The sequence below is a fragment of the Stappia sp. genome (genome assembly GCF_040110915.1).
Classification (GTDB): domain Bacteria; phylum Pseudomonadota; class Alphaproteobacteria; order Rhizobiales; family Stappiaceae; genus Stappia.
Genome location: NZ_CP157793.1, coordinates 3,817,471 through 3,840,194 on the forward strand (window position 1 = coordinate 3,817,471; position 22,724 = coordinate 3,840,194).

The 22,724-nt window shown below is 68.6% G+C and carries 19 protein-coding genes; 9 read left to right on the forward strand and 10 right to left on the reverse strand.

Annotated features, from left to right (window positions below; all coding sequences use genetic code 11):
* From cobT to ABL312_RS17050, 3 genes are all read right to left on the reverse strand, one after another.
* On the reverse strand, window positions 1-1,887 hold the full coding sequence (cobT, locus tag ABL312_RS17040) for a cobaltochelatase subunit CobT (RefSeq protein WP_349358598.1): 1,887 nt from the start codon (window positions 1,885-1,887) through the stop codon (window positions 1-3).
* Between the two features lie 11 nt (window positions 1,888-1,898).
* On the reverse strand, window positions 1,899-2,885 hold the full coding sequence (gene cobS, locus ABL312_RS17045) for a cobaltochelatase subunit CobS (RefSeq protein ID WP_349358599.1): 987 nt from the start codon (window positions 2,883-2,885) through the stop codon (window positions 1,899-1,901).
* A 349-nt stretch (window positions 2,886-3,234) separates the two neighbouring features.
* The gene (locus ABL312_RS17050; RefSeq protein WP_374730143.1) at window positions 3,235-3,855 is read right to left on the reverse strand and encodes a J domain-containing protein; all 621 of its coding nucleotides are present in this window, start codon (window positions 3,853-3,855) and stop codon (window positions 3,235-3,237) included.
* Window positions 3,856-4,040: 185 nt separating this feature from the next.
* Here ABL312_RS17050 and ABL312_RS17055 point away from each other — a divergent pair, with 185 nt between their 5' ends.
* Window positions 4,041-4,346: a BolA family protein gene (locus tag ABL312_RS17055; protein ID WP_349358600.1), complete on the forward strand. Its 306-nt coding sequence runs from the start codon at window positions 4,041-4,043 to the stop codon at window positions 4,344-4,346.
* 108 nt (window positions 4,347-4,454) lie between these two features.
* On the opposite strand, the gene ABL312_RS17060 is transcribed toward ABL312_RS17055, so the two are convergent.
* From ABL312_RS17060 to ABL312_RS17070, 3 genes are all read right to left on the reverse strand, one after another.
* On the reverse strand, window positions 4,455-5,792 hold the full coding sequence (locus ABL312_RS17060) for an HlyC/CorC family transporter (RefSeq protein WP_349358601.1): 1,338 nt from the start codon (window positions 5,790-5,792) through the stop codon (window positions 4,455-4,457).
* 68 nt (window positions 5,793-5,860) lie between these two features.
* Complete coding sequence (gene aroB / locus ABL312_RS17065) at window positions 5,861-7,012, reverse strand: 3-dehydroquinate synthase (protein WP_349361440.1); 1,152 nt, start codon at window positions 7,010-7,012, stop codon at window positions 5,861-5,863.
* A 20-nt stretch (window positions 7,013-7,032) separates the two neighbouring features.
* On the reverse strand, window positions 7,033-7,641 hold the full coding sequence (locus ABL312_RS17070) for a shikimate kinase (protein WP_349358602.1): 609 nt from the start codon (window positions 7,639-7,641) through the stop codon (window positions 7,033-7,035).
* Window positions 7,642-7,815: 174 nt separating this feature from the next.
* Between ABL312_RS17070 and ABL312_RS17075 the strand changes: the two genes are divergently transcribed.
* On the forward strand, window positions 7,816-7,959 hold the full coding sequence (locus tag ABL312_RS17075; protein WP_349358603.1) for a hypothetical protein: 144 nt from the start codon (window positions 7,816-7,818) through the stop codon (window positions 7,957-7,959).
* Window positions 7,960-7,995: 36 nt separating this feature from the next.
* Window positions 7,996-8,928: a site-specific tyrosine recombinase XerD gene (gene xerD, locus ABL312_RS17080; RefSeq protein WP_349358605.1), complete on the forward strand. Its 933-nt coding sequence runs from the start codon at window positions 7,996-7,998 to the stop codon at window positions 8,926-8,928.
* Between the two features lie 16 nt (window positions 8,929-8,944).
* Here xerD and ABL312_RS17085 read toward each other — a convergent pair whose 3' ends face one another.
* A complete protein-coding gene (locus ABL312_RS17085) occupies window positions 8,945-9,997 on the reverse strand; it encodes a MaoC family dehydratase (protein WP_349358606.1) in 1,053 nt (350 codons plus the stop codon).
* Between the two features lie 308 nt (window positions 9,998-10,305).
* On the opposite strand from ABL312_RS17085, the gene ABL312_RS17090 reads away from it, so the two are divergent.
* From ABL312_RS17090 to ABL312_RS17105, 4 genes are all read left to right on the forward strand, one after another.
* Window positions 10,306-11,031: a carbonic anhydrase gene (locus ABL312_RS17090; protein WP_349358607.1), complete on the forward strand. Its 726-nt coding sequence runs from the start codon at window positions 10,306-10,308 to the stop codon at window positions 11,029-11,031.
* A 125-nt stretch (window positions 11,032-11,156) separates the two neighbouring features.
* Window positions 11,157-12,149, forward strand: a complete 993-nt coding sequence (locus ABL312_RS17095) for a sodium-dependent bicarbonate transport family permease (RefSeq protein ID WP_349358608.1) — start codon at window positions 11,157-11,159, stop codon at window positions 12,147-12,149.
* A gap of 13 nt (window positions 12,150-12,162) precedes the next feature.
* Window positions 12,163-12,474, forward strand: a complete 312-nt coding sequence (locus tag ABL312_RS17100) for a DUF190 domain-containing protein (protein WP_349358609.1) — start codon at window positions 12,163-12,165, stop codon at window positions 12,472-12,474.
* A 403-nt stretch (window positions 12,475-12,877) separates the two neighbouring features.
* A complete protein-coding gene (locus ABL312_RS17105; RefSeq protein ID WP_349358610.1) occupies window positions 12,878-13,594 on the forward strand; it encodes a GAF domain-containing protein in 717 nt (238 codons plus the stop codon).
* 264 nt (window positions 13,595-13,858) lie between these two features.
* Here the strand turns inward: ABL312_RS17105 and ABL312_RS17110 are convergent, their stop codons facing one another.
* From ABL312_RS17110 to ABL312_RS17120, 3 genes are read right to left on the reverse strand one after another with little or no spacing between them, the layout of a single operon-like run.
* Window positions 13,859-17,239, reverse strand: coding sequence for an error-prone DNA polymerase (locus ABL312_RS17110; protein WP_349358611.1), 3,381 nt, complete (start codon window positions 17,237-17,239; stop codon window positions 13,859-13,861).
* Entirely contained in the window at window positions 17,236-18,885 is a 1,650-nt protein-coding gene (locus tag ABL312_RS17115) for a DNA polymerase Y family protein (RefSeq protein WP_349358612.1), read from the reverse strand. The genes ABL312_RS17110 and ABL312_RS17115 overlap by 4 nt, the downstream gene beginning before the upstream one ends.
* The gene (locus tag ABL312_RS17120; protein WP_349358613.1) at window positions 18,770-19,633 is read right to left on the reverse strand and encodes an inducible mutagenesis protein A; all 864 of its coding nucleotides are present in this window, start codon (window positions 19,631-19,633) and stop codon (window positions 18,770-18,772) included. Before ABL312_RS17120 ends, ABL312_RS17115 begins: the two co-directional genes overlap by 116 nt.
* Window positions 19,634-19,870: 237 nt before the next feature.
* On the opposite strand from ABL312_RS17120, the gene ABL312_RS17125 reads away from it, so the two are divergent.
* A complete protein-coding gene (locus ABL312_RS17125; protein WP_349358614.1) occupies window positions 19,871-21,280 on the forward strand; it encodes a lipopolysaccharide biosynthesis protein in 1,410 nt (469 codons plus the stop codon).
* Between the two features lie 304 nt (window positions 21,281-21,584).
* Window positions 21,585-22,718 (forward strand): GNAT family N-acetyltransferase, encoded by a 1,134-nt coding sequence (locus ABL312_RS17130; protein WP_349358615.1) that lies wholly within the window; start codon window positions 21,585-21,587, stop codon window positions 22,716-22,718.
* Window positions 22,719-22,724: the final 6 nt, after the last annotated feature.

Consider the following 22,724-nt stretch of genomic DNA (forward strand, 5'->3'; position numbering starts at 1 on the left):
TCAGCCCGCCATCCGGCGTCGGCGCCGGGGCTGCGGCTGCGCCGCCTCGTCGTCGAACAGGTCGGCGAGCTGGTCGGTCATCGCACCGGCCAGTTCCTCGGCATCCACGATGGTCACGGCGCGCCGATAATAGCGGGTGACGTCATGACCGATGCCGATGGCGATCAGTTCCACCGGCGATCGGGTCTCGATTTCCTCGATCACATGACGCAGGTGCCGCTCGAGATAGTTGCCCGGATTGACCGACAGCGTGCAGTCGTCGACCGGGGCGCCGTCGGAGATCATCATCAGGATGCGCCGCTGCTCGGGCCGGCCGAGCAGGCGCTTGTGCGCCCAGTCGAGCGCCTCGCCGTCGATGTTTTCCTTGAGCAGGCCCTCGCGCATCATCAGCCCGAGGTTGCGCCGCGCCCGCCGCCAGGGGGCGTCGGCGGACTTGTAGATGATGTGGCGCAGGTCGTTCAGCCGCCCGGGCTGCGCCGGCTTGCCGGCGGCGAGCCACGCCTCGCGCGATTGCCCGCCCTTCCAGGCGCGCGTTGTGAAGCCGAGGATCTCGACCTTCACGCCGCAGCGCTCCAGCGTGCGCGCCAGAATGTCGGCGCAGGTCGCCGCCACCGTGATCGGCCGGCCGCGCATCGAGCCGGAGTTGTCGAGCAGCAGCGTGACCACCGTGTCGCGGAAGTTGGTGTCGCTTTCCTGCTTGAAGGCGAGCGGCTGCATGGGATCGATGACAAGCCGCGTCAGCCGCGCGGTGTCGAGCAGCCCCTCCTCCAGGTCGAAGTTCCACGACCGGTTCTGCTGGGCGAGCAGCTTGCGCTGCAGCCGGTTGGCAAGGCGCGCCACCGCGCCCTGAAGATTGACCAGCTGCTTGTCGAGATGGCCGCGCAGGCGGTCGAGCTCCGCCGTGTCGCACAGCTCCTCCGCCGGCACCGTCTCGTCGAACTTCGTGGTGAAGACCGCATAGTCGGAGATCGGCGGCTGGTTGGAAAACGGCAGCTCGCGGCGCGGCGCCTCGCCCGGCTCCTCGGCCTGGTCGCTGGCGTCGTCCTCGTCGAGATCTTCCAGATCGCCCTCGAGACCCTCGGTCTCGCCGCTCTCGCTCTCCTCGCCGGAGAGTTCCATCTCCTGCGGCGCGCCCTCTTCCTCGCCGACGTTCTCCTCGCCCTCGGACGAGGTCTCGCCGCGCTCGTCGCGGTCCTCGGAGTCCTCTTCCTGGCCGTTGTCGTCTTCCGCTTCCTGACCGAAGTCCTCGTCCATGTCGAGCGACGACAGCAGCGTGCGCACGCGCCTGGCGAACTCCTGCTGGTCTTCCATGCCCTCCGACAGGGCATCGAGCGCGGACCCCGCCTTGTCCTCGATCCAGCCGCGCCACTGCGCGATCATCGGCTCCGCGCTGTCCGGCGCCGGCTTTCCGGTCAGCCGCTCGCGCACCATGTACGCGACCGCCTCTTCCAGCGGCGCATCCTCCCGGCTCGCCACATCGGCGTAGGCCGCCTTGCGGCACTTGTCCTCGAGCATGGCGGACAGATTGTCGGCGACCCCCGGCATCCGGTTGGCGCCCACCGCCTCGCAGCGCGCCTGTTCCACCGCGTCGAAGATCGCCCGCGCCGTCTCGCTCTGCGGCACCAGCTTGCGGTGCACCGCCGGGTCGTGGCAGGCGAGCTTCAGCGCCATGGCGTCGCCGAGGCCGCGGGTCACCGCCAGCTCCGCCTCGGTGAGGCGGCGCGAGGGCTCAGGCAGCCGCGCCGTGTGCCCGGTCAGCGACGGCCGGTCGGAGGAGAACAGCACCTCCAGCTCCGGATCGGCGGCGATGGCGCGCATCGTGTCGCCGATCGCCCGCTTCATCGGTTCGCGGGAGGCCTGTTTGCGCTCGGAGGGAGGAGTGCGCATGACGCCCCGGCTCAGCTCATGACGACGTTGGCGGCGGACTCCGGCAGATCCTCGCCGAAGCAGCGCTGATAGAACTCGGCGACCAGCGTCTGTTCCATTTCGTCGCACTTGTTGAGGAAGGTCACGCGGAAGGCGAAGCCGACATCCTCGAAGATCTCGGCGTTCTCCGCCCAGGTGATCACCGTGCGCGGGCTCATGACGGTCGACAGATCGCCGTTGACGAAGGCGTTGCGCGTCATGTCGGCGAGGCGGACCATGCGCGACACGATCTTGCGGCCCTCGTCGGTCTGATAGTGCTTGGCCTTGGACAGCACGATCTCGACTTCATTGTCATGCGGCAGATAGTTCAGCGTCGTGACGATGGACCAGCGGTCCATCTGCGCCTGGTTGATCTGCTGCGTGCCGTGATAGAGGCCCGATGTGTCGCCGAGGCCGATGGTGTTGGCGGTGGCGAACAGGCGGAAGGCCGGGTGCGGACGGATCACGCGGCTCTGGTCCAGCAGCGTCAGACGGCCCGAGGATTCCAGCACGCGCTGGATCACGAACATCACATCCGGCCGGCCGGCGTCATATTCGTCGAACACCAGCGCCACATTGTGCTGATAGGCCCAGGGCAGGATGCCGTCGCGGAATTCGGTGACCTGCTGGCCGTCCTTGATGACGATCGCGTCCTTGCCGATCAGGTCGATCCGGCTGATGTGGCTGTCGAGGTTGACGCGCACGCAGGGCCAGTTGAGCCGGGCGGCGACCTGTTCGATATGCGTCGACTTGCCCGTGCCGTGATAGCCGGTGACCATCACGCGGCGGTTGTGGGCGAAGCCGGCGAGGATCGCGAGGGTCGTCTGCTTGTCGAACAGGTAATCCGCGTCGAGATCCGGCACATATTCGTTGCGCTCGCTGTAGGCGGGCACGGTCAGATCGCTGTCGATGCCGAACACCTCGCGCACGGAAACGGTCGTGTCGGGCAGATATTCGGCGGGCTGCGTCTTGTCGGTCATTGGTCCTCCGCTGCCCCGTCCGCGGGGGCGGGTCGTTCGAATGTGGGTCACCGCCCGCCGGGAGCGGACGACAATCGGAGCGGACCCTAGAACAAAGTCCGCTCGAGGGAAAACGGTTTGTCGCCGGGATCGGATGCCGCCGTGGCGCAGGCGATGACACCGTGCGACGGGCGGCCGGCAGCCGAGGTCGAAGCGGCGCGCGGGCACAGGCGCACCGCAAACCGAACCTGTGTTCTAGCGCATCGGCGCGATCCTGCAAGGGAGCGCGGAGCGCGTGCGAAAGGCAAGGCGGAAAAGCCCCGGACCCGCGCCCCGTGGCCCGGCAAGCCCCGGCTCGGACAGGTCCACCTCAGCAGAATTCCGCCTTCTTCAGGAGCGTGTAGGCCTGGATGATTTCCCGCAGCCGGTCCTCGGACGAGCGGTCGCCGCCGTTCGCATCGGGATGATGGCGTTTCACCAGCGCCTTGTAGCGGGCCTTGATCTCCGCACCGCGGGCGGTGTGCGCGAGACCCAGCGTGTCGAAGGCGCGCGCTTCCAGCTGCTTGAGCTTGGGCGCCCGCGCCCGGCGCGCGGCTTCCCCGGCCGCCCTGCGGGCCTGCGCCCGGGCCCGGGCGGCGGCGCGGGGATCGATGTCCGACCAGGCGGTCGCGTCCTCCGTCGCCGCCTTGGCGTTGACGCCCATCTTCCACGTCGGCCGGTGCCCGGTCAGCGCGTCGCGCTGGTAGGCGCGCGTCTCGTCGTCGTCCATCCCTGAGAAGTAGTTGTAGGACTTGTTGTATTGCCGCACGTGGTCGAGACAGAAATAATAGTACTGGCCGTCGCGGTTGCGCCCCATGGGCGCCTTGTGCGTGCCTGCGTTTTCACACCCCTCCCAGTCGCACGGCCGCTCGCTTACCGGCTCCTCGACGCGCGCGCGGCCGCGCGCGCGGTTCGGGCTGATGCGGATGCGATCGAAGATGTCCGAGCTCACCGGTTTGATGTCCGTGGTCCTTCGGGGCGTGATCTCGCAGGCGCCTGGGCTCGAGGCGCCGGTGACTGGCGGCGCGCGACGCAGGACAAAAGCCCGGGGCGCCGGCACGATCCGTCTAAATAGGCGTTCGCCGCCCGCTTCGGCAAGATCTTGACGCGGGCGAATCTCCCGCCCATGAAAAGGTCATGACGATCAAAAGCACCATCCAGACCCGCCTGAGCGAGGCATTCGCGCCCGAGCTGCTCGAGGTGATCGACGAATCGGAGAAGCACCGGGGCCATGCCGGCTGGCGCGAGGGCGGGGAAACCCACTTCCGCGTGCGCATCGTGGCGGCCGCCTTCGACGGCCAGACGCGCGTCGCGCGCCACCGGGCGGTCAACGCCGCCCTGGCCGAGGCCTTCGACGCCGGGCTGCACGCGCTGGCGATCGAGGCCCGCGCGCCGGGCGAGGCCGATCCGCGTCAGCGCGGGCGCGCGGCGGAGCCCTCCTGAGGGGACGTCTCCCGCGCAAACCATTTTGACAGGAGATCGCGCGCGGCTGCCTGGCCGCGCCGGTATCCCTGAAGATTTTTCCAAGGCTGCCCTTGCGCCGGGGCGGATTTATCCCGGCAGCACCGTCGGCGCGGAGGACTGCGCGAGCGCCGCCGCTGGCTTGGCCGGTCCCGCCGCGTCCTTGCTGAGCGGCGTGATTCTCAGCCGCGTCACCCGGTTCTTCTCCCGACGCAGCACCGTGAAGCGGTATCCGTGGAAGGTGAAGGCCTGACGTTCGTCGGGGATCATGCGCGCCTCGTGGATCACCAGACCGGCGATGGTCGTCGCCTCGTCGTCGGGCAGCCGCCAGTCGAGCGCCCGGTTGAGGTCGCGGATCGGCACGCCGCCGTCGACGATGATCGAGCCGTCCGGCTGCGGGCGCACGCCGGCCAGCTCCACATCGTGCTCGTCGGAGATCTCGCCGACGATTTCCTCCAGAATGTCTTCCAGCGTCACCAGCCCCATCACCTCGCCGTATTCGTCGATGACGAGGGCGAAATGCGCCTTGCGCTTCAGGAAGGCGTTGAGCTGATCCTGCAGGCTGGTGGTGTCGGGCACGAACCAGGGCGGGGAGACGAGCTGCTCGATCTCGATCTTGCTCACATCGCCGCCGGCACGGGCCAATGCACGCAGGAGATCCTTGGCGTGCAGCACGCCGATGTAATTGTCGGTCTCGCCGCGCCACAGCGGCAGGCGCGTGTGCGGGCTGTCGAGGGCGGCGTTGATCAGCACCTGCGGATCGTCGTCGGCATTGAGCGTGTTCATCTTGGTGCGGTGGACCATTACGTCCGACACCTCGAGATCGGCGAGGTCCAGCAGACCGCCGATGCGGTCGCGCTCGGCCTTCACAAGCCCGCCTTCCAGGTGCTGCAGGTCGACCGTGCCGCGCAGTTCCTCATGCGCGGACAGGACGTTCTGGTTCGACACGTCGGCGCCCAGCGTCTTCAGCATGAAGCGCACGATCACCTCGACGCCCATCACCACGGGGCCGAACAGGATCACCACCAGCCGCACCATGGGCGACACCGCCACGGCGAAACGGTCCGGCGTGGAGATCGCCCAGGTCTTGGGCAGCACTTCCGCGAAGACAAGCACCAGCGCGGTCATCACCAGCGTGGCGTAGACGACGCCGGCATCGCCGAACAGGCTGAGAAAGACGTTGGTCGCCAGCGCGGAGGCGAGAATGTTGACCAGATTGTTGCCGAGCAGCAGCGCGCCGATCAGCCGCTCGCGCGCCGAGATCAGCAGGCTGACGACGCCGGCCCGCTTGTCGCCCTGGCGCTCGAGCTGCAGCATGCGCGCCCGCGACACGGCGGTCAGCGCCGTTTCCGAGCCGGAGAAGAATCCCGACATCGACAGCAGGACGAAGATCGCCAGGATCGAGAACCAGAGGCTTGCGTCACTCATGCGTCAGCTCGCTTTGTTCGATGGGCCAGAAACGCGGGCCAGGGCCAATGCGCCGGCGCCCGCCCCGTTCACCGTGCAGCCAGTTCCTCGCTGAGGAAGTCGCGCAAGGCGGTCGGGTCCACGCCGCGCTCCACGAAGGCCTCGCCGATCCCGCGCACCAGAATGAAGGTCAGCGCGCCGCGGCTCACCTTCTTGTCCTGCGCCATGATGTCGAGAAAGGTCTCCGCCGGCGGCATCTGGCCGGGGACCTGCCGGATATGGGTCGGCAGCCCGACCCGCGCAAGATGCGCCGCGACGCGCGCGCCCTCCTCCGCCGCGCACAGGCCGAGACGGGCGGAAAAGTCGAAGGCGAGCCGCATGCCGATCGCCACGCCCTCGCCATGCACGAGGCGCGTGCCGTCGTAGCCGACGACCGCCTCCAGCGCATGGCCGAAGGTGTGTCCGAGATTGAGCAGGGCGCGCACTCCGCCCTCGCGCTCGTCCGCCGCGACGACGCGCGCCTTGGCCCGGCAGGAGGCGGCGATCGCCGCCCGGCGCTCCGCGCCGCCGGCGAAGATCGCCGCGTGGTTCTCCTCCAGCCATGCGAAGAACGCCGCGTCGCCGAGCAGGCCGTATTTGACCACCTCCGCGTAGCCGGCGCGAAATTCCCGCTGCGACAGCGTGTCGAGCGCGCCGGTGTCGGCCAGCACGAGGGCGGGCTGGTGAAAGGCGCCGATCAGGTTCTTGCCCTGGGGGGCGTTGATGCCGGTCTTGCCGCCGACGGAACTGTCGACCTGGGCGAGCAGGCTTGTCGGGATCTGTACGAAGGGCATGCCCCGGCGCACGCTCGCCGCCACGAAGCCGGCGAGATCGCCGACCACCCCGCCGCCCAGCGCGACGACGGCATCGCCGCGCTCCAGACGCGCGTCGAGCACCGCGCCGCAGACCCGTTCGTATTCGGCGAAACACTTGCTGCGCTCGCCCGGCGCCACGCGGATCGCCACATGGTCCAGACCGGCGGCGTCGAGTGCGTCTTCCAGCGCGGCGAGATGATGCGCGGCGACCGTCTCGTCGGTGACGACGGCGAGCCGGGCGCCGGGGAGCACGCGGGCGATCTCCTCTCCCGCGGTCGCGATCAGGCCGTCGCCGATGAGAATGTCATAGCCCCGCGTGCCCAGGTCGACCGGGACACGGTCGACGTCCACGGGCGCGGCAGCGGCAGCATCGGCAGTGGAAGACATGATGGGTGTGGACATGGCGGTCAGCCTTCCTGCGGCGTCGCTTCCGGGGCGGCGCACCCGAGATGGGTTTCGAGGGCGGCAACGATGTCGAGCACCACGGTTTCATGCGGCACGTCGCGCGAGGGCACGGTGACATCCGCCTCCGCATAGACCGGATAGCGCTCCGCCATCAGCCGGCGCATCACGCCCTCCGGATCGGGATCGTTGAGAAGCGGCCGGGTCGGCTTGCGGCGCACGCGGCTCATGACGATGTCGAGATCGGCCTTGAGCCAGACGGACACGGCCGTGCGCGCGATTTCCGCCCGCGTCTCGGCGTTCATATAGGCCCCGCCGCCGGTCGCCAGAACCTGCGCCCCCTGTTTCAGCAGGCGGGCGATGACCCGCTGTTCCCCGGCGCGAAAATACGGCTCTCCGTGCTGGGCGAAGATCTCCGCGATGGTCAGGTTTGCCGCCGCCTCGATTTCCGTATCCGCATCGACGAAGGGAAGCTCCAGCGCCTGGGCGAGCCGGCGGCCGACGCTCGACTTGCCGCAGCCCATGATGCCGACGAGCACGACCGCCCGTCCGCCGAGCGCGGCGGTCAGACGGCGGGCGCGATCCGCCTCCACGATCCTCGCCTGTGCGGACATCGACCCCTCCTGCTCCCCGGTTGCCCCTTCGCTTTGCCCTTCCGGCACGGCCCGCGTCAAGTGCGCACATGGTGCGGTGCGGTCCGCGCGGGTGCACGCGCTTGCAACGCGCCCGCGCCGGCGGCAAGATCGCGCTTCGAGCCCGCTCGCCAGAATCGCCGCTCCGGAGTGCCCATGCCCACATTGACGCGACTGCTGGTGTCCCTGTGCCTGCTGGCCGGGCTGGGCGCGGCTGCGGTCTATGCGCTTGGCACCTATGTGGAGCCCGCGCCGCGCGAGATCACCGTGCGCGTGCAGATGGACGGTTTCGGGCGCTGACGCGCCGTCCCGCCGCGACAGGAGAGGCCGCCCCGCATGGCGCGCGATTCGGATCTGATCGAGGATTTCCTGGAGATGCTGTCGGCGGAGCGCGGCGCGGCGCGCAACACGCTGGAGAACTATCGCCGCGATCTGGAGGGCTTCTCGGCCGCGCTCGGGGGAAGCGGGCGCGATCTGGCCACGGCGACCAAGGACGACATCACCGGCCATCTCGGCACGCTCGCAGCGCAAGGCTTCGCCGCCACGACCCAGGCCCGCCATCTCTCCGCTCTGCGGCAGTTCTACCGGCATCTCTATGCCGACGGCATCCGCGCCGACGATCCGACCCGCACCGTCGCCTCGCCCAAGACCCGCGCCGCCCTGCCCAAGGTCCTGAGCACCGCCGAGGTCGACCGCCTGCTCGACACCGCGCAGGCCGAGGCCGGGGCCGCGCACGCGACGCCGGCCGCCGCCCTGCGCGCCCTGCGCCTGCATGCGCTTCTGGAAACGCTCTATGCCACCGGCCTGCGCGTGTCGGAACTGGTCGCCCTGCCGCTGTCCGCGGCGCTCCGGGACGACCGGCTGATCCAGATCGTCGGCAAGGGCGGCAAGGAACGCGCCGTGCCGCTGAGCGACGACGCACGGGCCGCCATGCGCGCCTATGTGGCGGGCCTGCGGGCGGAAAAGGGCGCGGCCGAGAGGCGCTGGCTGTTTCCCTCGCACGGGGAGAGCGGGCATTTGACGCGCCAGGCCTTCGCCCGCGACCTCAAGGCGCTCGGCGCGCGCGCCGGGCTGGACCCGGCGGCGCTGTCGCCGCATGTGCTGCGCCACGCCTTCGCCTCGCACCTGCTGCAGAACGGCGCGGACTTGCGCGTGGTGCAGCAATTGCTCGGCCACGCCGACATCTCCACCACCCAGATCTACACCCATGTGCTCGACGAACGCCTCAAGGCGCTCGTCGATGCCCATCACCCGCTGGCGAAACGTTGACGCGGGCGTTCCCGCCTCAACGCGGGATCAGCGCCCAGAAGTCGAAGTCGAGGATCACCGAGGCGTCATAGCGCCCCTCGCCGTCGACCAGCGGGAAGTCGGAACACGGACGATCCTTGGTGGCGATCATGCGCAGCCGCAGCGCGCCGACGTCGTCGCGGCCCGAGATCGTCGCCTTCTCGATCACATGCGACCAGGCGAAGACCGTGTCGCCGGCGAACAGCGGCGCCACATGCCGCCCGGCGTTGATGCCGGCGATGTGGAACGCGTTGCCCAGCCCGTTGAAGGACAGCGCCCGGGCCAGCGAGATCACGTGGCCGCCGTAGATCAGCCGGCGGCCGAAGCGGCCCTGACCTTCCGTGTACTGGTTGAAATGCACCTTGGCGGTGTTCTGGTAGAGCCGTGTGGCGAGCTGATGCTCGGCTTCCTCCACGGTCATGCCGTCGACATGGTCGATCTTCTCGTCGAGGGCGTAGTCGTCGAAGCGATGCGGCGCGCCGGAAAGGTCCGCGTCCCAGGCCCCGCTGTTGATGAGCGGACAGGCATCGCCCAGCGCGTCGGGCTCGATGGCGTCCGGCAGCACCGGCGTCACCGGCGTCGGCGCGGGCGAGGCCGGGTCGCGCTTGCGCACCATCACCCAGCGCACATAGTCCAGCACCTCGGTGCCGTCCTGCTTGTAGCCGGTGGAGCGCACGTAGACGACGCCGGTCTTGCCGTTGGAGTTCTCCTTGACGCCGATGACCTCGGAGACCGCCGACAGCGTGTCGCCGGGATAGACGGGCGCGAGGAAGCGGCCGCCGGCATAGCCGAGGTTGGCGACGGCATTGAGCGAGATGTCCGGCACCGTCTTGCCGAAGACGATATGGAACACCAGCATGTCGTCGACCGGGGCCTGCGGATAGTGAAGCGCGCGAGCGAAGGCATCCGACGACTGCACCGCGAACCGCGACCCGTAGAGCGCGGTGTAGAGCGCCACGTCGCCCGCCGTCACCGTGCGCGGCGTGGCGTGACGCAGCACCTGTCCGACCTGGAAATCCTCGAAGAAGTTGCCGGGGTTCGTCTTGCTCAACGCCTTGCTCCTTTCGCCGGTCGGTCTTCGCCGACCGGTCCTTGCGGTCCGGTGCGTGCCGGCCGATCCGTTTCATGGGTCTTGTGCGCCGCACATATGAGCGTGCACGCCCGGCCGGCGCAAGCCGAAGCTTTCGGGAAAATCGCCGGCACCCGATCCGCAGTTTGTCGAACTGGCGCGCGCGCCCTCGACGGCCTAGCCTTGCACGTCGCGCGGGGGCTGCCCTTGCGCCAAGAAGATCGTGCGCCCGCTCTCGGGTTTCCCGGACGGCCGATTGCGCGCACGGCGAAGACGAAAGCGACCATGCCATGCCCTGGAGACGCACCGCGCCCCATCCCAAGCCGCGCAGCCTGCCCCGGCCGGATGACGACACCTCGGCCTTTCCGCCGAGCCTGATCGACGGGTATCGCACCTATCGCGAACGCGCGCACACGCCGCACCGGACCGACTACGAGCATCTCGCCGTCTACGGTCAGGAACCGCGGGTGATGGTGATTTCCTGCTGCGACAGCCGGGTGACGCCGGAAGGCATCTTCGGGGCGGGGCCCGGCGAGTTGTTCGTGGTGCGCAACGTGGCGAACCTCGTGCCGCCCTACGAGCCGGACGGCGACTATCACTCCACCAGCGCCGCGCTCGAATTCGCCGTGCAGGCGCTCAAGGTGCGCCACGTGGTCGTGCTGGGTCATTGCCAGTGCGGCGGCGTCAAGGCGTTCCGCGAGCAGGGCGCCGCGCCGCTGTCGCCGGGCGACTTCATCGGCAAGTGGATGAGCCTGCTCGAGCCGGCCGACCGCTTCCGCTGTTTCGCGCTGGAACGCGCGGAAGACCCGCAGCTTGCGCTGGAGTATGCCGGCATACGCCAGTCGCTCGACAATCTGCGAACCTTCCCCTGCATCCGCGTGCTGGAGGACAAGGGCCGCCTGTCGCTGCATGGCGCCTGGTTCGACATCGGTTCGGGCGAGTTGCGGGTGATGGACGCGGAAACCGGCCGCTTCGACCTGTGCACCCACAAGCCCGGCGTCGCCGCCAATCCCTGACGCCCGACGCACCCGCCCCCGCAAGGCGGTTGCGCCCCCGGTGCGCCTGGACTACACCGCCTGCGCAGGGGCTGTGAGACAGGCTGCGGCGCGGACGCGGGCGTTCGCGCGCAAAGGGGGTGCGCATGGGCGAGACGCTGGCGATCGCCATTTCCAATCTGACCTCGCCGATGGTGCTGTTCTTCGCCCTCGGGCTGGCGGCGGCACTGGCGCGCTCCGATCTGGCGCTGCCCGAGGCGGTGGCCAAGGCGCTGGCGCTCTATCTCATGCTGGCGATCGGCTTCAAGGGCGGCGTCGGTGTCGCCGCGCACGGGCTCGACGCCCGGCTGATCGCAACGCTCCTCGCTGGCGCGGTGCTGTCTGCGGTGATCCCGCTGGTGGCTTTCGCCTATCTCTCCTTCGTCTCCAGGCTGCCGCGCGCCGACCGAGCGGCCGTCGCGGGCCATTACGGCTCGATCTCCATCGTCACGCTGGTCGCGGCGACGGAGACCGTGCGTTCGCTGGGGCTCGATTACGAGGGCTATCTGGTGGCCGTCGCCGCGGTGATGGAGACGCCGGCGATCCTGACCGCGCTCTGGCTCGCCTCGCGCGGCCGCGATCCCGACCGGGCGAGCGACGACGATGCCGACTCCGGCTCGCTGTTCCGCGAGATCGCGCTGAATGGCTCGATCGTGGTGCTGGTCGGCGCCTTCGTGATCGGCTTCGTCACCGGCGAGAAGGGGCTTGCGGACATTTCCGCCTTCATCGTCGATCCCTTCAAGGGCATCCTCTGCCTGTTCCTGCTGGACATGGGCGTGATCGCCGGGCGGGGCCTGCGCGCCGGCTACCGCAGCCTGACGCCGGCGGTGATCGGCTTCGGCCTGACCATGCCGCTGATCGGCGCGGCGATTGCCGCCCCCACCGCCTGGGCGATCGGCCTGTCGGCCGGCGGCACGGCGCTGCTCGTGACGCTGGCGGCCTCCGCCTCCTACATCGCGGTGCCGGCGGCCATGCGCGTGGCGCTGCCCGAGGCGCGGCCGGCGATCTATCTGACCCTGTCGCTCGGGGTGACATTCCCCTTCAATCTGACGGTCGGCATTCCGCTCTATGCCGCGATCGGCCAGTATCTGTCCGGGTGAGGAGGCGCGACCCATGAAGACCTACACGAAGAAACGGCTCGAGATCGTCGTCGAGGCCCCGATCCAGGATCGCCTGATCGCCCTGCTCGACCGGCTCCAGGTCACCGGCTACACGGTTCTGCCGGCGCTGGCCGGACGCGGACACGACGGCGAATGGAGCCGCGAGGGGATGGTCGGCGAGGCCGGGCGCATGATCGTCGTGATCTGCCTGATCGACGGCGATCGCGTCGACGGCGTGCTCGACAAGGTGTTCTCGATGGTCTCGCGCCGCTCCGGCATCGTCTCGATCAGCGATGTCGAGGTGGTGCGCGCGGAGCATTTCTGACGCCGCGACGAGCTATAAAGAGTTACCGGGAGACTACCGGAAAAACAATTATAAAACTATGTCTCCCGAATTCTTGATAAACATAATTGAACGAAGATAATTCGTATGTATTGGACCTCTAAGCGTATTATTTAAATCGGAGGAAAGCCATGAACCTTGATTTTAAGAAAGAATTTGAAAGAATTACCCTTCGCTCTTCGGAGAAGACAATGGCGTCTGTGATTACAGAGCACGTTTTTTACCGCTCTCGATCGCTATATTAGGTATTTTTACTAGTAAAATTTGGATTATTAGCGAGATTTTGGTTATAGCGTTATGGATTTTTATTTCGGTTTTATATGGATTGATTTGGTGGAAGAACGCACCGCTTTATAGCGACGCATACAAATTACTTCTACAAAAAATGAAAGATGACGAAGAAATATCTAGTCTTCACAAAAATGTATACAAACTAGAAAATGATATTGAGAATTTATATCTTAAAAATCTTTTATCTTTCGCTTATAGAGCAATGTCTATATATTATATTAATTCAATAAAAAGAGATGGAATAGATATTTTTCAACTGAAAGAAATATTCAATGAAATTTTATCAATGTTTTATTTGGAGGGGGATAAGGTTTTTGGATTCAAAATATCAGAAAAATGGAATGTCGGCGTATATTTATTTAATGAAGACATCGGCGTTTTGCAGTCAGTTTGGCGACATAGAGCCAATGGCCATCCATCTACTGGACTGGGAAGGGACTGGCTGCCGGGCGAAGGACATGTCGGCAAGGCATTCCTCGATAGACGACCGATATTGACCGGAAATGCAAACGACGAAGCGGTAGCTCAGCTTTGCAGGGCTAGAAATTCTAAACAATTACCCTACGATTCATCCGCTTATATTTCATTTGCCAGCGTTCCAATAGCGATTTCTGGAAAGGAAGAGGAAAACCCATTCGGCGTCCTTGTTGTTACTAGTGACCAGGAAGGCCGTTTTTATGAAGAGTCGACAACAGAGCTTTTAATGCACGCAGCAGAGACATTAGCGTTGATTTTTGAGCTTTCTGATATCGATATGAGTTGCCTTTTGAGCCCAAATCACAATATCGTTAAGAATGAGCAGGGAGACTGAAATGTCGGATCAGCGAAAAGTACGTGACTCTGCCGTAAAAACCGTTGAATTTCAATCAATTAAGTTAGCGACTCAGCTTGCGATGCATCGAGACAGTTCCGTTGCGGAGCAGGCAGAATTTGCTAAACAGCTCGTCAATGAGTCCATATCGAGATCTTCGAAACTTTTCTCGCGAAAACCTAGCGCCAAGGCTAGCTAGAAGTCACGGATGTAATAGTAAAAATTTATTATATTCTCCTTGGACTTGTAAAGCACGCTTCAGCATTAGTGGAAATTCCGCCCCTTCGGCAGGGCCGCGCGCACCGCCCGGGCGGCGGGGGCGGACAGATCGCTTGCCACCTCCGGCACCTCGCGCACCAGCCGCACCAGTTTCGCGCCCGGCGCAATTTTATGGCGGTGCTCGGGCACGGGGCGCCGGACCTCGTCGGCGCGCGCCAGTCCCGCATCCGCCAGAGGGTCGCGCGACAGGAGCCCGAGCATCCCGGTCGCGTCCTCCAGACGGTCGGCGACGAGATGCACCACGCCCTGATCCGACTGCACCCTGCCGCGCACGCGCACCAGCCGCGCGCCGAGCACCACGGCGCGGAACCGCTCGAACACCTTCGGCCAGACCACGATATTGGCAACGCCCGTCTCGTCCTCCACCGTCATGAAGATCACGCCGCTCGCCGTGCCGGGACGCTGGCGCACCAGCACCAGCCCCGCCACCTCGCGGCCCGCGCCGTTGCGCGCCCGCGAAAGATCGTCGCAGGGCGCGATCCTGAGCGCCGACAGGCGGGCGCGCAGGAAGGAGACCGGATGCGCCTTCAGCGACAGCGACAGCGTCTGATAGTCGGCGACCACCTGCGCGCCGGGCGGCATGGGCGGCAGGTCGGCATCGGGCTCGCGCCGGGTTTCGCCGGCCTCGGCCCGGTCGAACAGCGGCAGGCGCTCGGTCGACCTGGCCTCGTCGAGCCCCTGCGCCGCCCAAAGCGCGGCGCGCCGGTCGAGCCCGAGCGAACGGAACGCATCGGCCTCGGCGAGCCGGGTGATCGCCGAACGCGGCAGGCCCGAGCGCAGCCACAGGTCGCGCACCGAATCATAGCCCCGCCCGCGCCGCGCCATCAGGGCGCGCATATCCACCTCCTTCAGCCCCTTGACGCTGCGAAAGCCGAGCCGCACCGCGCGGGTGGTGAGCACCGTGTCGCGCATGGACGCATGGCGCGGATGCAGCCGGGCGGCGGCCGGCGATCCCGCTTCCAGCGTCGCGTCCCAGTCGGAGAGATTGACGTCGACCTCGCGCACCTCCACCCCGTGCTCGCGCGCGTCGCGCACCAGCTGGGCCGGCGCGTAGAAGCCGAGCGGCTGCGCGTTCAGCAGCCCGGCGAGAAACACATCCGGATAGCGCGCCTTGAGCCAGGCGGAGGCATAGACCAGGAGCGCGAAGCTCGCCGCGTGGCTTTCGGGAAAGCCGTATTCGCCGAAGCCCTCGATCTGGCGGAAGCAGCGCTCGGCGAAGGCCGCGTCGTAGCCGCGCGCCACCATGCCGTCGATCATCTTGCGCTGGAAGGTGCCGATGGTGCCGACTCGGCGAAAGGTCGCCATCGCCCGGCGCAGCCGGTCGGCCTCGGCCGGCGAGAAGCCGGCGGCGACGATGGCGATCTTCATCGCCTGTTCCTGAAAGAGCGGCACGCCGAGCGTCTTGCCGAGCACCGCCTCCAGATCCTTGCTCGGATAGGTGACCTGCTCCAGTCCCTGACGCCGACGCAGATAGGGATGCACCATGTCGCCCTGGATCGGCCCGGGGCGCACGATCGCCACCTCGATGACCAGATCGTAGAAGCTGCGCGGCCTGAGGCGCGGCAGCATGGTCATCTGCGCCCGGCTCTCGACCTGGAAGACGCCGACCGAATCCGCCCGCCCCAGCATGTCGTAGACCTCCGGCTCCTCCGCCGGAATGGAGGCGACCGTCTCGTGCCGGCCGTAATTCTCGGCGAGCAGATCGAGCGCCTTGCGGATCGCGGTCAGCATGCCGAGCGCGAGAATGTCGATCTTCAACATCCCGAGCGCTTCCAGATCGTCCTTGTCCCACTCGATGACCGTGCGATCGGCCATGGCCGCGTTCTGGATCGGCACGACCGCGTCGAGCCGCCCGCGCGTGATGACGAAGCCGCCGACATGCTGCGACAGGTGGCGGGGAAAGCCGGCGATCTCGCGTGCGAGCCGCGCCACCTGGGCCAGACGCGGATCGGCCGGATCGAGCCCCGCCTGGCGGATCTCGGCCGCGTCCACCCCGCTCCTCGACCAGCCCCAGATGGTGCCGGCGAGCCGGTCGAGCGTGTCCCGCGTCAGGCCGAAGACCTTGCCCACCTCGCGCACCGCCGACCGGCTGCGGTAGGTGATGACGGTCGCCGCCAGACCGGCGCGCTCGCGGCCGTATTTTTCGTAGATGTACTGGATGACCTCCTCGCGCCGCTCGTGCTCGAAGTCGACGTCGATGTCGGGCGGCTCGCGGCGCTCCGGCGAGATGAAGCGCTCGAACAGGAGATCGGCCCGGTCCGGATCGACCTCGGTGATGCCGAGGCAAAAACACACGGCGGAATTGGCCGCCGAGCCGCGCCCCTGCGCGAGAATGCCGCGGCTGCGGGCGAAGCGGACGATGTCATGCACGGTCAGGAAATAGGGCGCATAGGCCAGCTCCGCGACCAGCGCCAGCTCTTGCGCCAGCGCCTTTTCGACCTTCTCCGGCACGCCGGCGGGATAGCGCCGCCGCGCGCCCTCGCGGGTCAGCCGCTCCAGTTCGGCCTGCGGGCTCGCGCTCTCGCCACAGGGCTCTTCCGGATACTCATAGGCGAGATCGTCGAGGGAGAAGGCAAGCTCGTCGAGCAGGCGCAGGCTCTCGCGCACCGCCTGCGGATGGGCGCGGAACAGATGGGCCATCGCCTCCGCCCCCTTCAGATGGCGTTCGGCATTGGCGGCGAGCCGGCGCCCCGCGCTGTCCAGCGTTTCATGCAGGCGGATGCAGGTGAGCACGTCCTGCAAGGGCCGGCGGGCGGGATCGTGATAGAGCACGTCGTTGATCGCCAACAGCGGCACGCCGGCAACACGCGCCACCTCCGCCAGCCGGTCGAGCCGGCGCCGGTCGTCCGGCCCGTGCCCCAGCGCGACCGCCAGCCGCGGCCGGTCGGCGAAGGTCGCCGTCAGACGCCCGAAGAGATCGGGCAGCGTCGCCTCCTCCCGCGCCGCATCCCGTGAGTCGGGCGCCACGGCGAGCAGCAGCCCCTCGCCCCAGTCGAGCAGATCGGCGAGCGTCAGATGGCAGTCGCCCTTTTCCGCCCGGCGGTTGCCGAGGGTGAGCAGGCGCGTGAGCCGGCCATAGGCCGCCCGGTCGCGCGGCCAGGCGAGCACGTCCGGCGTGCCGTCGCAAAACACCAGCCGGCAACCGACGGCAAGCCTCAAGCCCGCCTCCTTCGCCGCCACATGGGCGCGCACCACGCCGGCGAGCGAATTGCGGTCGCAGATCCCGAGCCCGGCGAGCCCCAGGTCTGCGGCGCGGCGCACCAGTTCCTCCGGGTGCGAGGCCCCGCGCAGAAAGGAGAAATTGGTGGCCGCGCATAATTCCGCATAGCCCTTGGCGCGCCCGCCGCCCAACCGCCCGGGGCTCATGCGTAAAGCCCCTGCAGGAACCAGCGCGGCGGCGGCAGGCCCTCTTGCGGATCGGCGTAATGGCCTTCCCGATAGAGCCAGAAGCGGCGCCCCGCCCCGTCCTCCACCCGGTAATAGTCGCGCGCCGGCGCGGGGCCTGGCGCCGTCCACCAGGGCGGCGCGATGCGCTCCGGCCCCTCGCAGGCCGCGACCTCATAGAGCGCCCGGCGCCAGCGGAAACGCAAGGGCGGGCCTTCCGGCACCATCGCCACCGCCTCGACCGGTTCCGGCGGATCGAGCAGACGCAAGGGGCGCAGTTGCGGCGTGTCGGGGGCAATCGGCGTTTCCGCCCGCCAGACGAGGGCGGCCGGATCGACCAGCGCGGCCGGCACCAGCTTCTGCCGCGCTTCGGGCAGGTGACTGTCGCAGGGCAGAAACCGGGCGACGCGGGCGATCCCGAGCCGCGCGCCGAGGCGGTCGATCAGATCGGCGAGCGCCTCGCCGTCATCCGCCCGACGGTCCATGTCGCCCTGAACGGCCGTCACGCACTGCGCCTCCAGAACGGCGAGCCGCACCAGATCGAAGCCGAAGCCGGCATCGAGATCGTCGCCGAGCGCCGCGAGCTTTTCCGAAAACAGCCGCAGCACCTGCTCCGGCGCGCGGATCGGGCGTCCCGTGCCGACCGTCACCCGGTTGACCACCCCGTCGACGCGAAACAGCGCCAGCTCGAAGGCCCGTCCGCCCTCGCCGCGCGTCTCCAGATCGCCGGCCAGACGTCCGGCCAGGGCGGCGATCACGCCGCGCACGTCCTCTTCACGCGCAATCGGCTCGAAGAACCGGCGCTCGCACACCAGCGCGGGCACCGCCAGACGCGGCGAGATCGGCGCCGGCTCGATGCCGCGCAGACGGTCGAGCTGACGCACGAGATCGGCGCCGAAGCGCGCGGCGAGCGGCGCGCGCGGGCGGTCGAGAAGATCGGCGATGCGCGTCAGCCCGACGCGCGCCAGCGCGGCGACGCACGCCTCCCCCACCCGCAGCGCGGCCGGCGACAGCTCCGCCAGCACCCGCCAGCCGTCGCCGGGCGCGACGCCGCCGACCCGCGTGGTCTCGCTCAGCGCGTGCCGGGCCATCGCCCAGGCGGCGAGCGGCGTGTCGGCCACCGCCGCGCGCACGGCGAAGCCCTGCCGCTCGAGCCGCGCGACGCAATCCGCCATCAGTTCCGCCTCGCCCGGCAGGCAGCCGGGCGTCCCGTTGTCCATCCCCGGCGCACGGGGCACGAAGAGATGGGCGCAGCCGGTGATGTCGAGCAAGAGCCCGTCCGCGCCGTCGAGCGCGACGAGCGGCGTGTAGCGGTCGCACCAGTCGGCGAGCGCGGCCAGCAATGCCGCGTCCTCCGCCTCGGCGGCCGGATCGCTGACGAGACCGGGCAGGCGGGCGCAGGCATCCGCAAGCCCCTCGCCCGGCACCACGCCGAGGCGCAGGGCCGCCGCGTTCGCCGCCGCCACCCGCTCGGCACCGCGTTGCCGCGCCACCGTGATCCGCGCGGGCGACTCACCCGCGCGCGAACGCCACGACACGCCCCGCTCCAGCCGCTCCAGGCGGTCGGTCGCAAGCTCCGGAAACCACAGGCTGACGATCCGCTGGCGCGGCGAAGTGCTGTGTCGCATGATCCCATTCCAGCTCGACAAGGCCGGGACGCCCGTCCCGATTGCGCTCCACGTCGACCCGCCAGGCGGGACGGCCGAGCGGCGCGAAGCGGCTGTCGCCGGCGCCGATGCTGGCGCGGGGCGCGATGCGCGCGCGCATCACCGCCGCCGTGGGAGCCGCCCCGTCCGCATGGCGCAGCAGAAAGGCGGAGACCCCGCCCTCCTCGCTGCGCAGGTGCAGGCGCCGCGAGGCCGTCAGGTCGAGCACCCGGGGCGCGCCGCGCACCTCCGCCACGACGGCGGCCAGCGCGCGGGCCCGCAAGCCCTCTTCCGCGGCCCACAGCACCTCCTCGATCCGCCGCGCCCGCACCAGGATGAGCCGCGCCGGATCGATCCCGAATCGCGCCAGCCCATCCGCATGCGGACCGCCGGTCTCCCGCCGGCACTCCGGCTCGCTCACCCACACCACATCGCCGTCGCGCTGCGCGCACAGGCGCGCCAGCAGGGCGGTGGCGAAGCCGGTCAGGGCCCCGCCATGCCGGCTTTCCGCGCTCGTCAGCTCATGCAGCGCCCCGCAGGGCAGGCCCGGCGCGGCGAACAGGCGATCGAAACGCGCCACGCCGGTGCGCAAACGCGCCGGACCCCGCCCGTGTGCGGCGGAGGCAGGGCCCGGCGCAAGCTGCGCCTCGTGGGGGAGGCGCCCCTCGAGCGCCGCGATGCGGCTGCGCAGATCGGCAAGGGTCGATCGACCCGGGACGGAGGAGGTCACGGCGGCACGCTCTTTTGTTCCTGATATGTTCTCATTGATTCCGGAACCGCGCGCCGGAGTCAAGCCGCGGCTTGATTCCGGAACCGCGCGCCGGAGTCAAGCCGCGGCTTTCGGCCTCCGTCATCCCTTGCCGGGCGAGGCCGCGACGACCGGGTGCGGCGGCGCCTCGCGCGCCACGAAAATTTAAACCTATGGCCCGTATCCTTGGGCCCAACGATCACAAGGAGCCATCGCCCGGTGCGCCTGTCCCCCACGAAATGGGCCGACCGTCTTTTGCCAGGGCGGCTGTCGGCGCTGCTGCGCCCCGGACTGATGCGGCTCGACGAGATGCTGCTGGGCGACGGCGACACCTCCCGGGCCCAGCGCATGGCGCTGACCGTCTTCGCGGTGCGTGTGTTCGGCGCGCTGCTCGCCTATGTCTCGCAGGTGATTCTGGCCCGCCTGCTGGGCGGCCACGAATACGGCATCTATGTCGTCGTCTGGACGCTCGTCGTCATTCTGGGGATCTTCGCGCCGCTCGGCTTTTCCTCCTCCGTGCTGCGCCTGATCCCGGAATACCGTGCGCAGCCGGACCGGCTGCAGGCGCTGCTGCTTGCAAGCCGGCTCGCCGGCGGCCTGGCGGCGACCGCCATCGCGCTTTTCGGCATTCTCGCCGTGTGGCTGCTCGGCGAGCGGATCACGTCCTATTACGTGCTGCCGCTGGTGCTCGCCGCCGTGTGCCTGCCGCTCTACACCATCGGCAGCATCCAGGACGGCATCGCCCGGGCCTACGACTGGCCGCTGCTCGGCATGCTGCCGACCTACATCTGGCGCCCGCTCGCCATCCTGGGCGGGCTCGTGCTCGCGGTGGCGCTCGGCGCGCCGGCGACCGCGCCCACCGCCTGCGTCGTGGCGATCGTCGCCACCTGGTCGGTCACGCTCCTGCAGACGCTGGTGCTCGCCCGCGCGCTCCCCCGCCGCGCCCCGCGCCTGCCGGCCCGCGAGCACTGGAGCCTGGGCACCTGGCTGAAGATCTCGCTGCCGATCCTGCTGGTCGACGGCTTCTTCCAGCTCATCACCAGCGCCGACGCCATTCTCGTCAGCTTCTGGCGCACGCCGGACGAGGTGGCGATCTATTTCGCCGCCTCCAAGACCCCGGCGCTCGCCCATTTCGTCTATTTCGCCGTGCGCTCGGCCACCGCGCATCGCTATTCCGCGCTGTATCACGCCGGCGCCCACGCCGATCTGGAAACGCTCGTCGGCAAGACCGCCCGCTGGACCTTCTGGCCCACGCTCGCCCTGTGCGCGCTGCTTGCCCTGGCCGGACCGTTCCTGCTGTCGCTGTTCGGCGAGGGCTTCGACAGCGGCTATCCGGTCATGCTGATCCTGCTCGCCGGCGTGCTGGCGCGCGCCTCCGTCGGCCCGGTCGATGCGCTGCTGACCATGGCCGACCAGCAGAACCGCTGCGCCATGGTCTATGCCGCCACCTTCGTGCTCAACATCGCCCTCAACGTGGCGCTCATTCCCGCCTACGGCCTGTATGGCGCGGCCATCGCCACCGCCCTTGCGATGACCTTCGAGGCCACCGCGCTCAACCATCAGGCCCGCACGCGGCTTGGCCTCAATCCCTTCGCCTTCGGCGCCACCCGGGTGTCGGCCGCGCCGTGACGCCGCCCCGCCCCCCGGCCCCAACCGCCCGGCCCTCCCCCCGGCACGATGTTAACCACTCCTTAAGGAAACCGGCGCGCACACGCACAGGCTGTGGCACAGTCGCCTCCAATCGTACCCCCGGCGTTCCCGGCCGGGTCTCCATCGAACGGCGATCCCCATGCCCCTTGCGACACCGCCCGACCCGCAGCCATCCGCGCCTCAGGCGACACCGTCCGAGCCGTCCCTCCGGCGCGGGCGACGCCGGCCGCAGACCCGCGCCCGCCTGCGCGCCTATGCGCCACAGACCCAGGGGAACACCGGCGTGACCGGCATCGCGACGCTCACCTTCACCGCCGGCGAGGCGGCGGCGCATCTGGCGGACTGGCAGGCGCTGGCCGACCGCGCCCTGGAGCCCAACCCCTTCTACCGGCCCGACTTCCTGCTGCCCTATCTGCGGCACATGGAACGCGCCGACGTCACCCTGTGCGCCGTGCGGCGCGATACGGACGGCGCCTTTCTGGCGCTTGCCCCCTTTGCGCGCCGCCGTCTCGGCCTGCTGCTGTCGGGCGCCACGGCCCATGCCGGCGACTACGGCCCGCTCGGCACGCCGCTCGTGGCGCCCGACGCGGATGCCGACGTTCTGGCCGCGCTCATCGACACCGCCCACACCGCCGTCGGCACGGACATCGTGACGCTGCCCTATCTGCGCACGGACGGCCCGGTCTACGACCTGGTGCTCGATCTGGAGGAGGCCAATCTCTGGCGCCTCGATCTCGACAATCCATGCGTGCGCGCCGGCCATGCCACCGGCCCGACCGGCGAGGAGCAATACCGCGCCCTCGGCACGCGCCGGCGCAAGGAGATCGAGCGCCAGTTCCGCCGCCTGTCGGACACCGGCGCGGTCGACCTCGTCAGCCTCGACAAGCCCGAAGCGGTCGCCGCCGCCTTCGAGGCATTTCTGACGCTGGAAGCGCGCGGCTGGAAAGGGCGACGCGGAACCGCACTCGCCTGCCGAAACGACCGCGCAAGCTTCGCCCGCGCCTTCATCGCCCGCATGGCCGAAGCGGGACGGGTGCGCATCGACATCCTGCGCCGCGACGCGGCCCCCATCGCCATGATGATCATGCTGCGCGACGGCGCGCGCATGCTGTCCTGGAAAATCGCCTACGACGAGGACCTCGCCCGCTTTTCGCCCGGCGCGCAGGTGTCGCGCTACTCCATGCGGCGCACGCTCGAAACCGACGGCGTGGCGGAGGCGGATTCGCTCGCCGTTCCCGACCATCCGATGATCACGCCCCTGTGGCGCGGGCGCATTCCTTACGCCACGGCCATCCTGACGCGCGGGCCGGCGGCCGATCTGCGGCTGTCGCTCACCGCCCTCGATCATGCGCTGGAGCGGCGGCTGCGGCGCGCGGCCAAACGCGTGGTGACCGCCCTGCGCGGTGGCGACGGGTAACCCCCG

What these genes read in the sequence shown, in the direction of transcription:
- cobT (WP_349358598.1), bottom strand. Translation starts at nt 1,887, where the DNA reads ATGCGCACTCCTCCCTCCGAGCGCAAACAGGCCTCCCGCGAACCGATG.
- cobS (WP_349358599.1), bottom strand. Translation starts at nt 2,885, where the DNA reads ATGACCGACAAGACGCAGCCCGCCGAATATCTGCCCGACACGACCGTT.
- ABL312_RS17055 (WP_349358600.1), top strand. Translation starts at nt 4,041, where the DNA reads ATGACGATCAAAAGCACCATCCAGACCCGCCTGAGCGAGGCATTCGCG.
- ABL312_RS17060 (WP_349358601.1), bottom strand. Translation starts at nt 5,792, where the DNA reads ATGAGTGACGCAAGCCTCTGGTTCTCGATCCTGGCGATCTTCGTCCTG.
- aroB (WP_349361440.1), bottom strand. Translation starts at nt 7,012, where the DNA reads ATGTCTTCCACTGCCGATGCTGCCGCTGCCGCGCCCGTGGACGTCGAC.
- ABL312_RS17070 (WP_349358602.1), bottom strand. Translation starts at nt 7,641, where the DNA reads ATGTCCGCACAGGCGAGGATCGTGGAGGCGGATCGCGCCCGCCGTCTG.
- ABL312_RS17075 (WP_349358603.1), top strand. Translation starts at nt 7,816, where the DNA reads ATGCCCACATTGACGCGACTGCTGGTGTCCCTGTGCCTGCTGGCCGGG.
- xerD (WP_349358605.1), top strand. Translation starts at nt 7,996, where the DNA reads ATGGCGCGCGATTCGGATCTGATCGAGGATTTCCTGGAGATGCTGTCG.
- ABL312_RS17090 (WP_349358607.1), top strand. Translation starts at nt 10,306, where the DNA reads ATGCCCTGGAGACGCACCGCGCCCCATCCCAAGCCGCGCAGCCTGCCC.
- ABL312_RS17095 (WP_349358608.1), top strand. Translation starts at nt 11,157, where the DNA reads ATGGGCGAGACGCTGGCGATCGCCATTTCCAATCTGACCTCGCCGATG.
- ABL312_RS17100 (WP_349358609.1), top strand. Translation starts at nt 12,163, where the DNA reads ATGAAGACCTACACGAAGAAACGGCTCGAGATCGTCGTCGAGGCCCCG.
- ABL312_RS17105 (WP_349358610.1), top strand. Translation starts at nt 12,878, where the DNA reads ATGAAAGATGACGAAGAAATATCTAGTCTTCACAAAAATGTATACAAA.
- ABL312_RS17110 (WP_349358611.1), bottom strand. Translation starts at nt 17,239, where the DNA reads ATGAGCCCCGGGCGGTTGGGCGGCGGGCGCGCCAAGGGCTATGCGGAA.
- ABL312_RS17115 (WP_349358612.1), bottom strand. Translation starts at nt 18,885, where the DNA reads ATGCGACACAGCACTTCGCCGCGCCAGCGGATCGTCAGCCTGTGGTTT.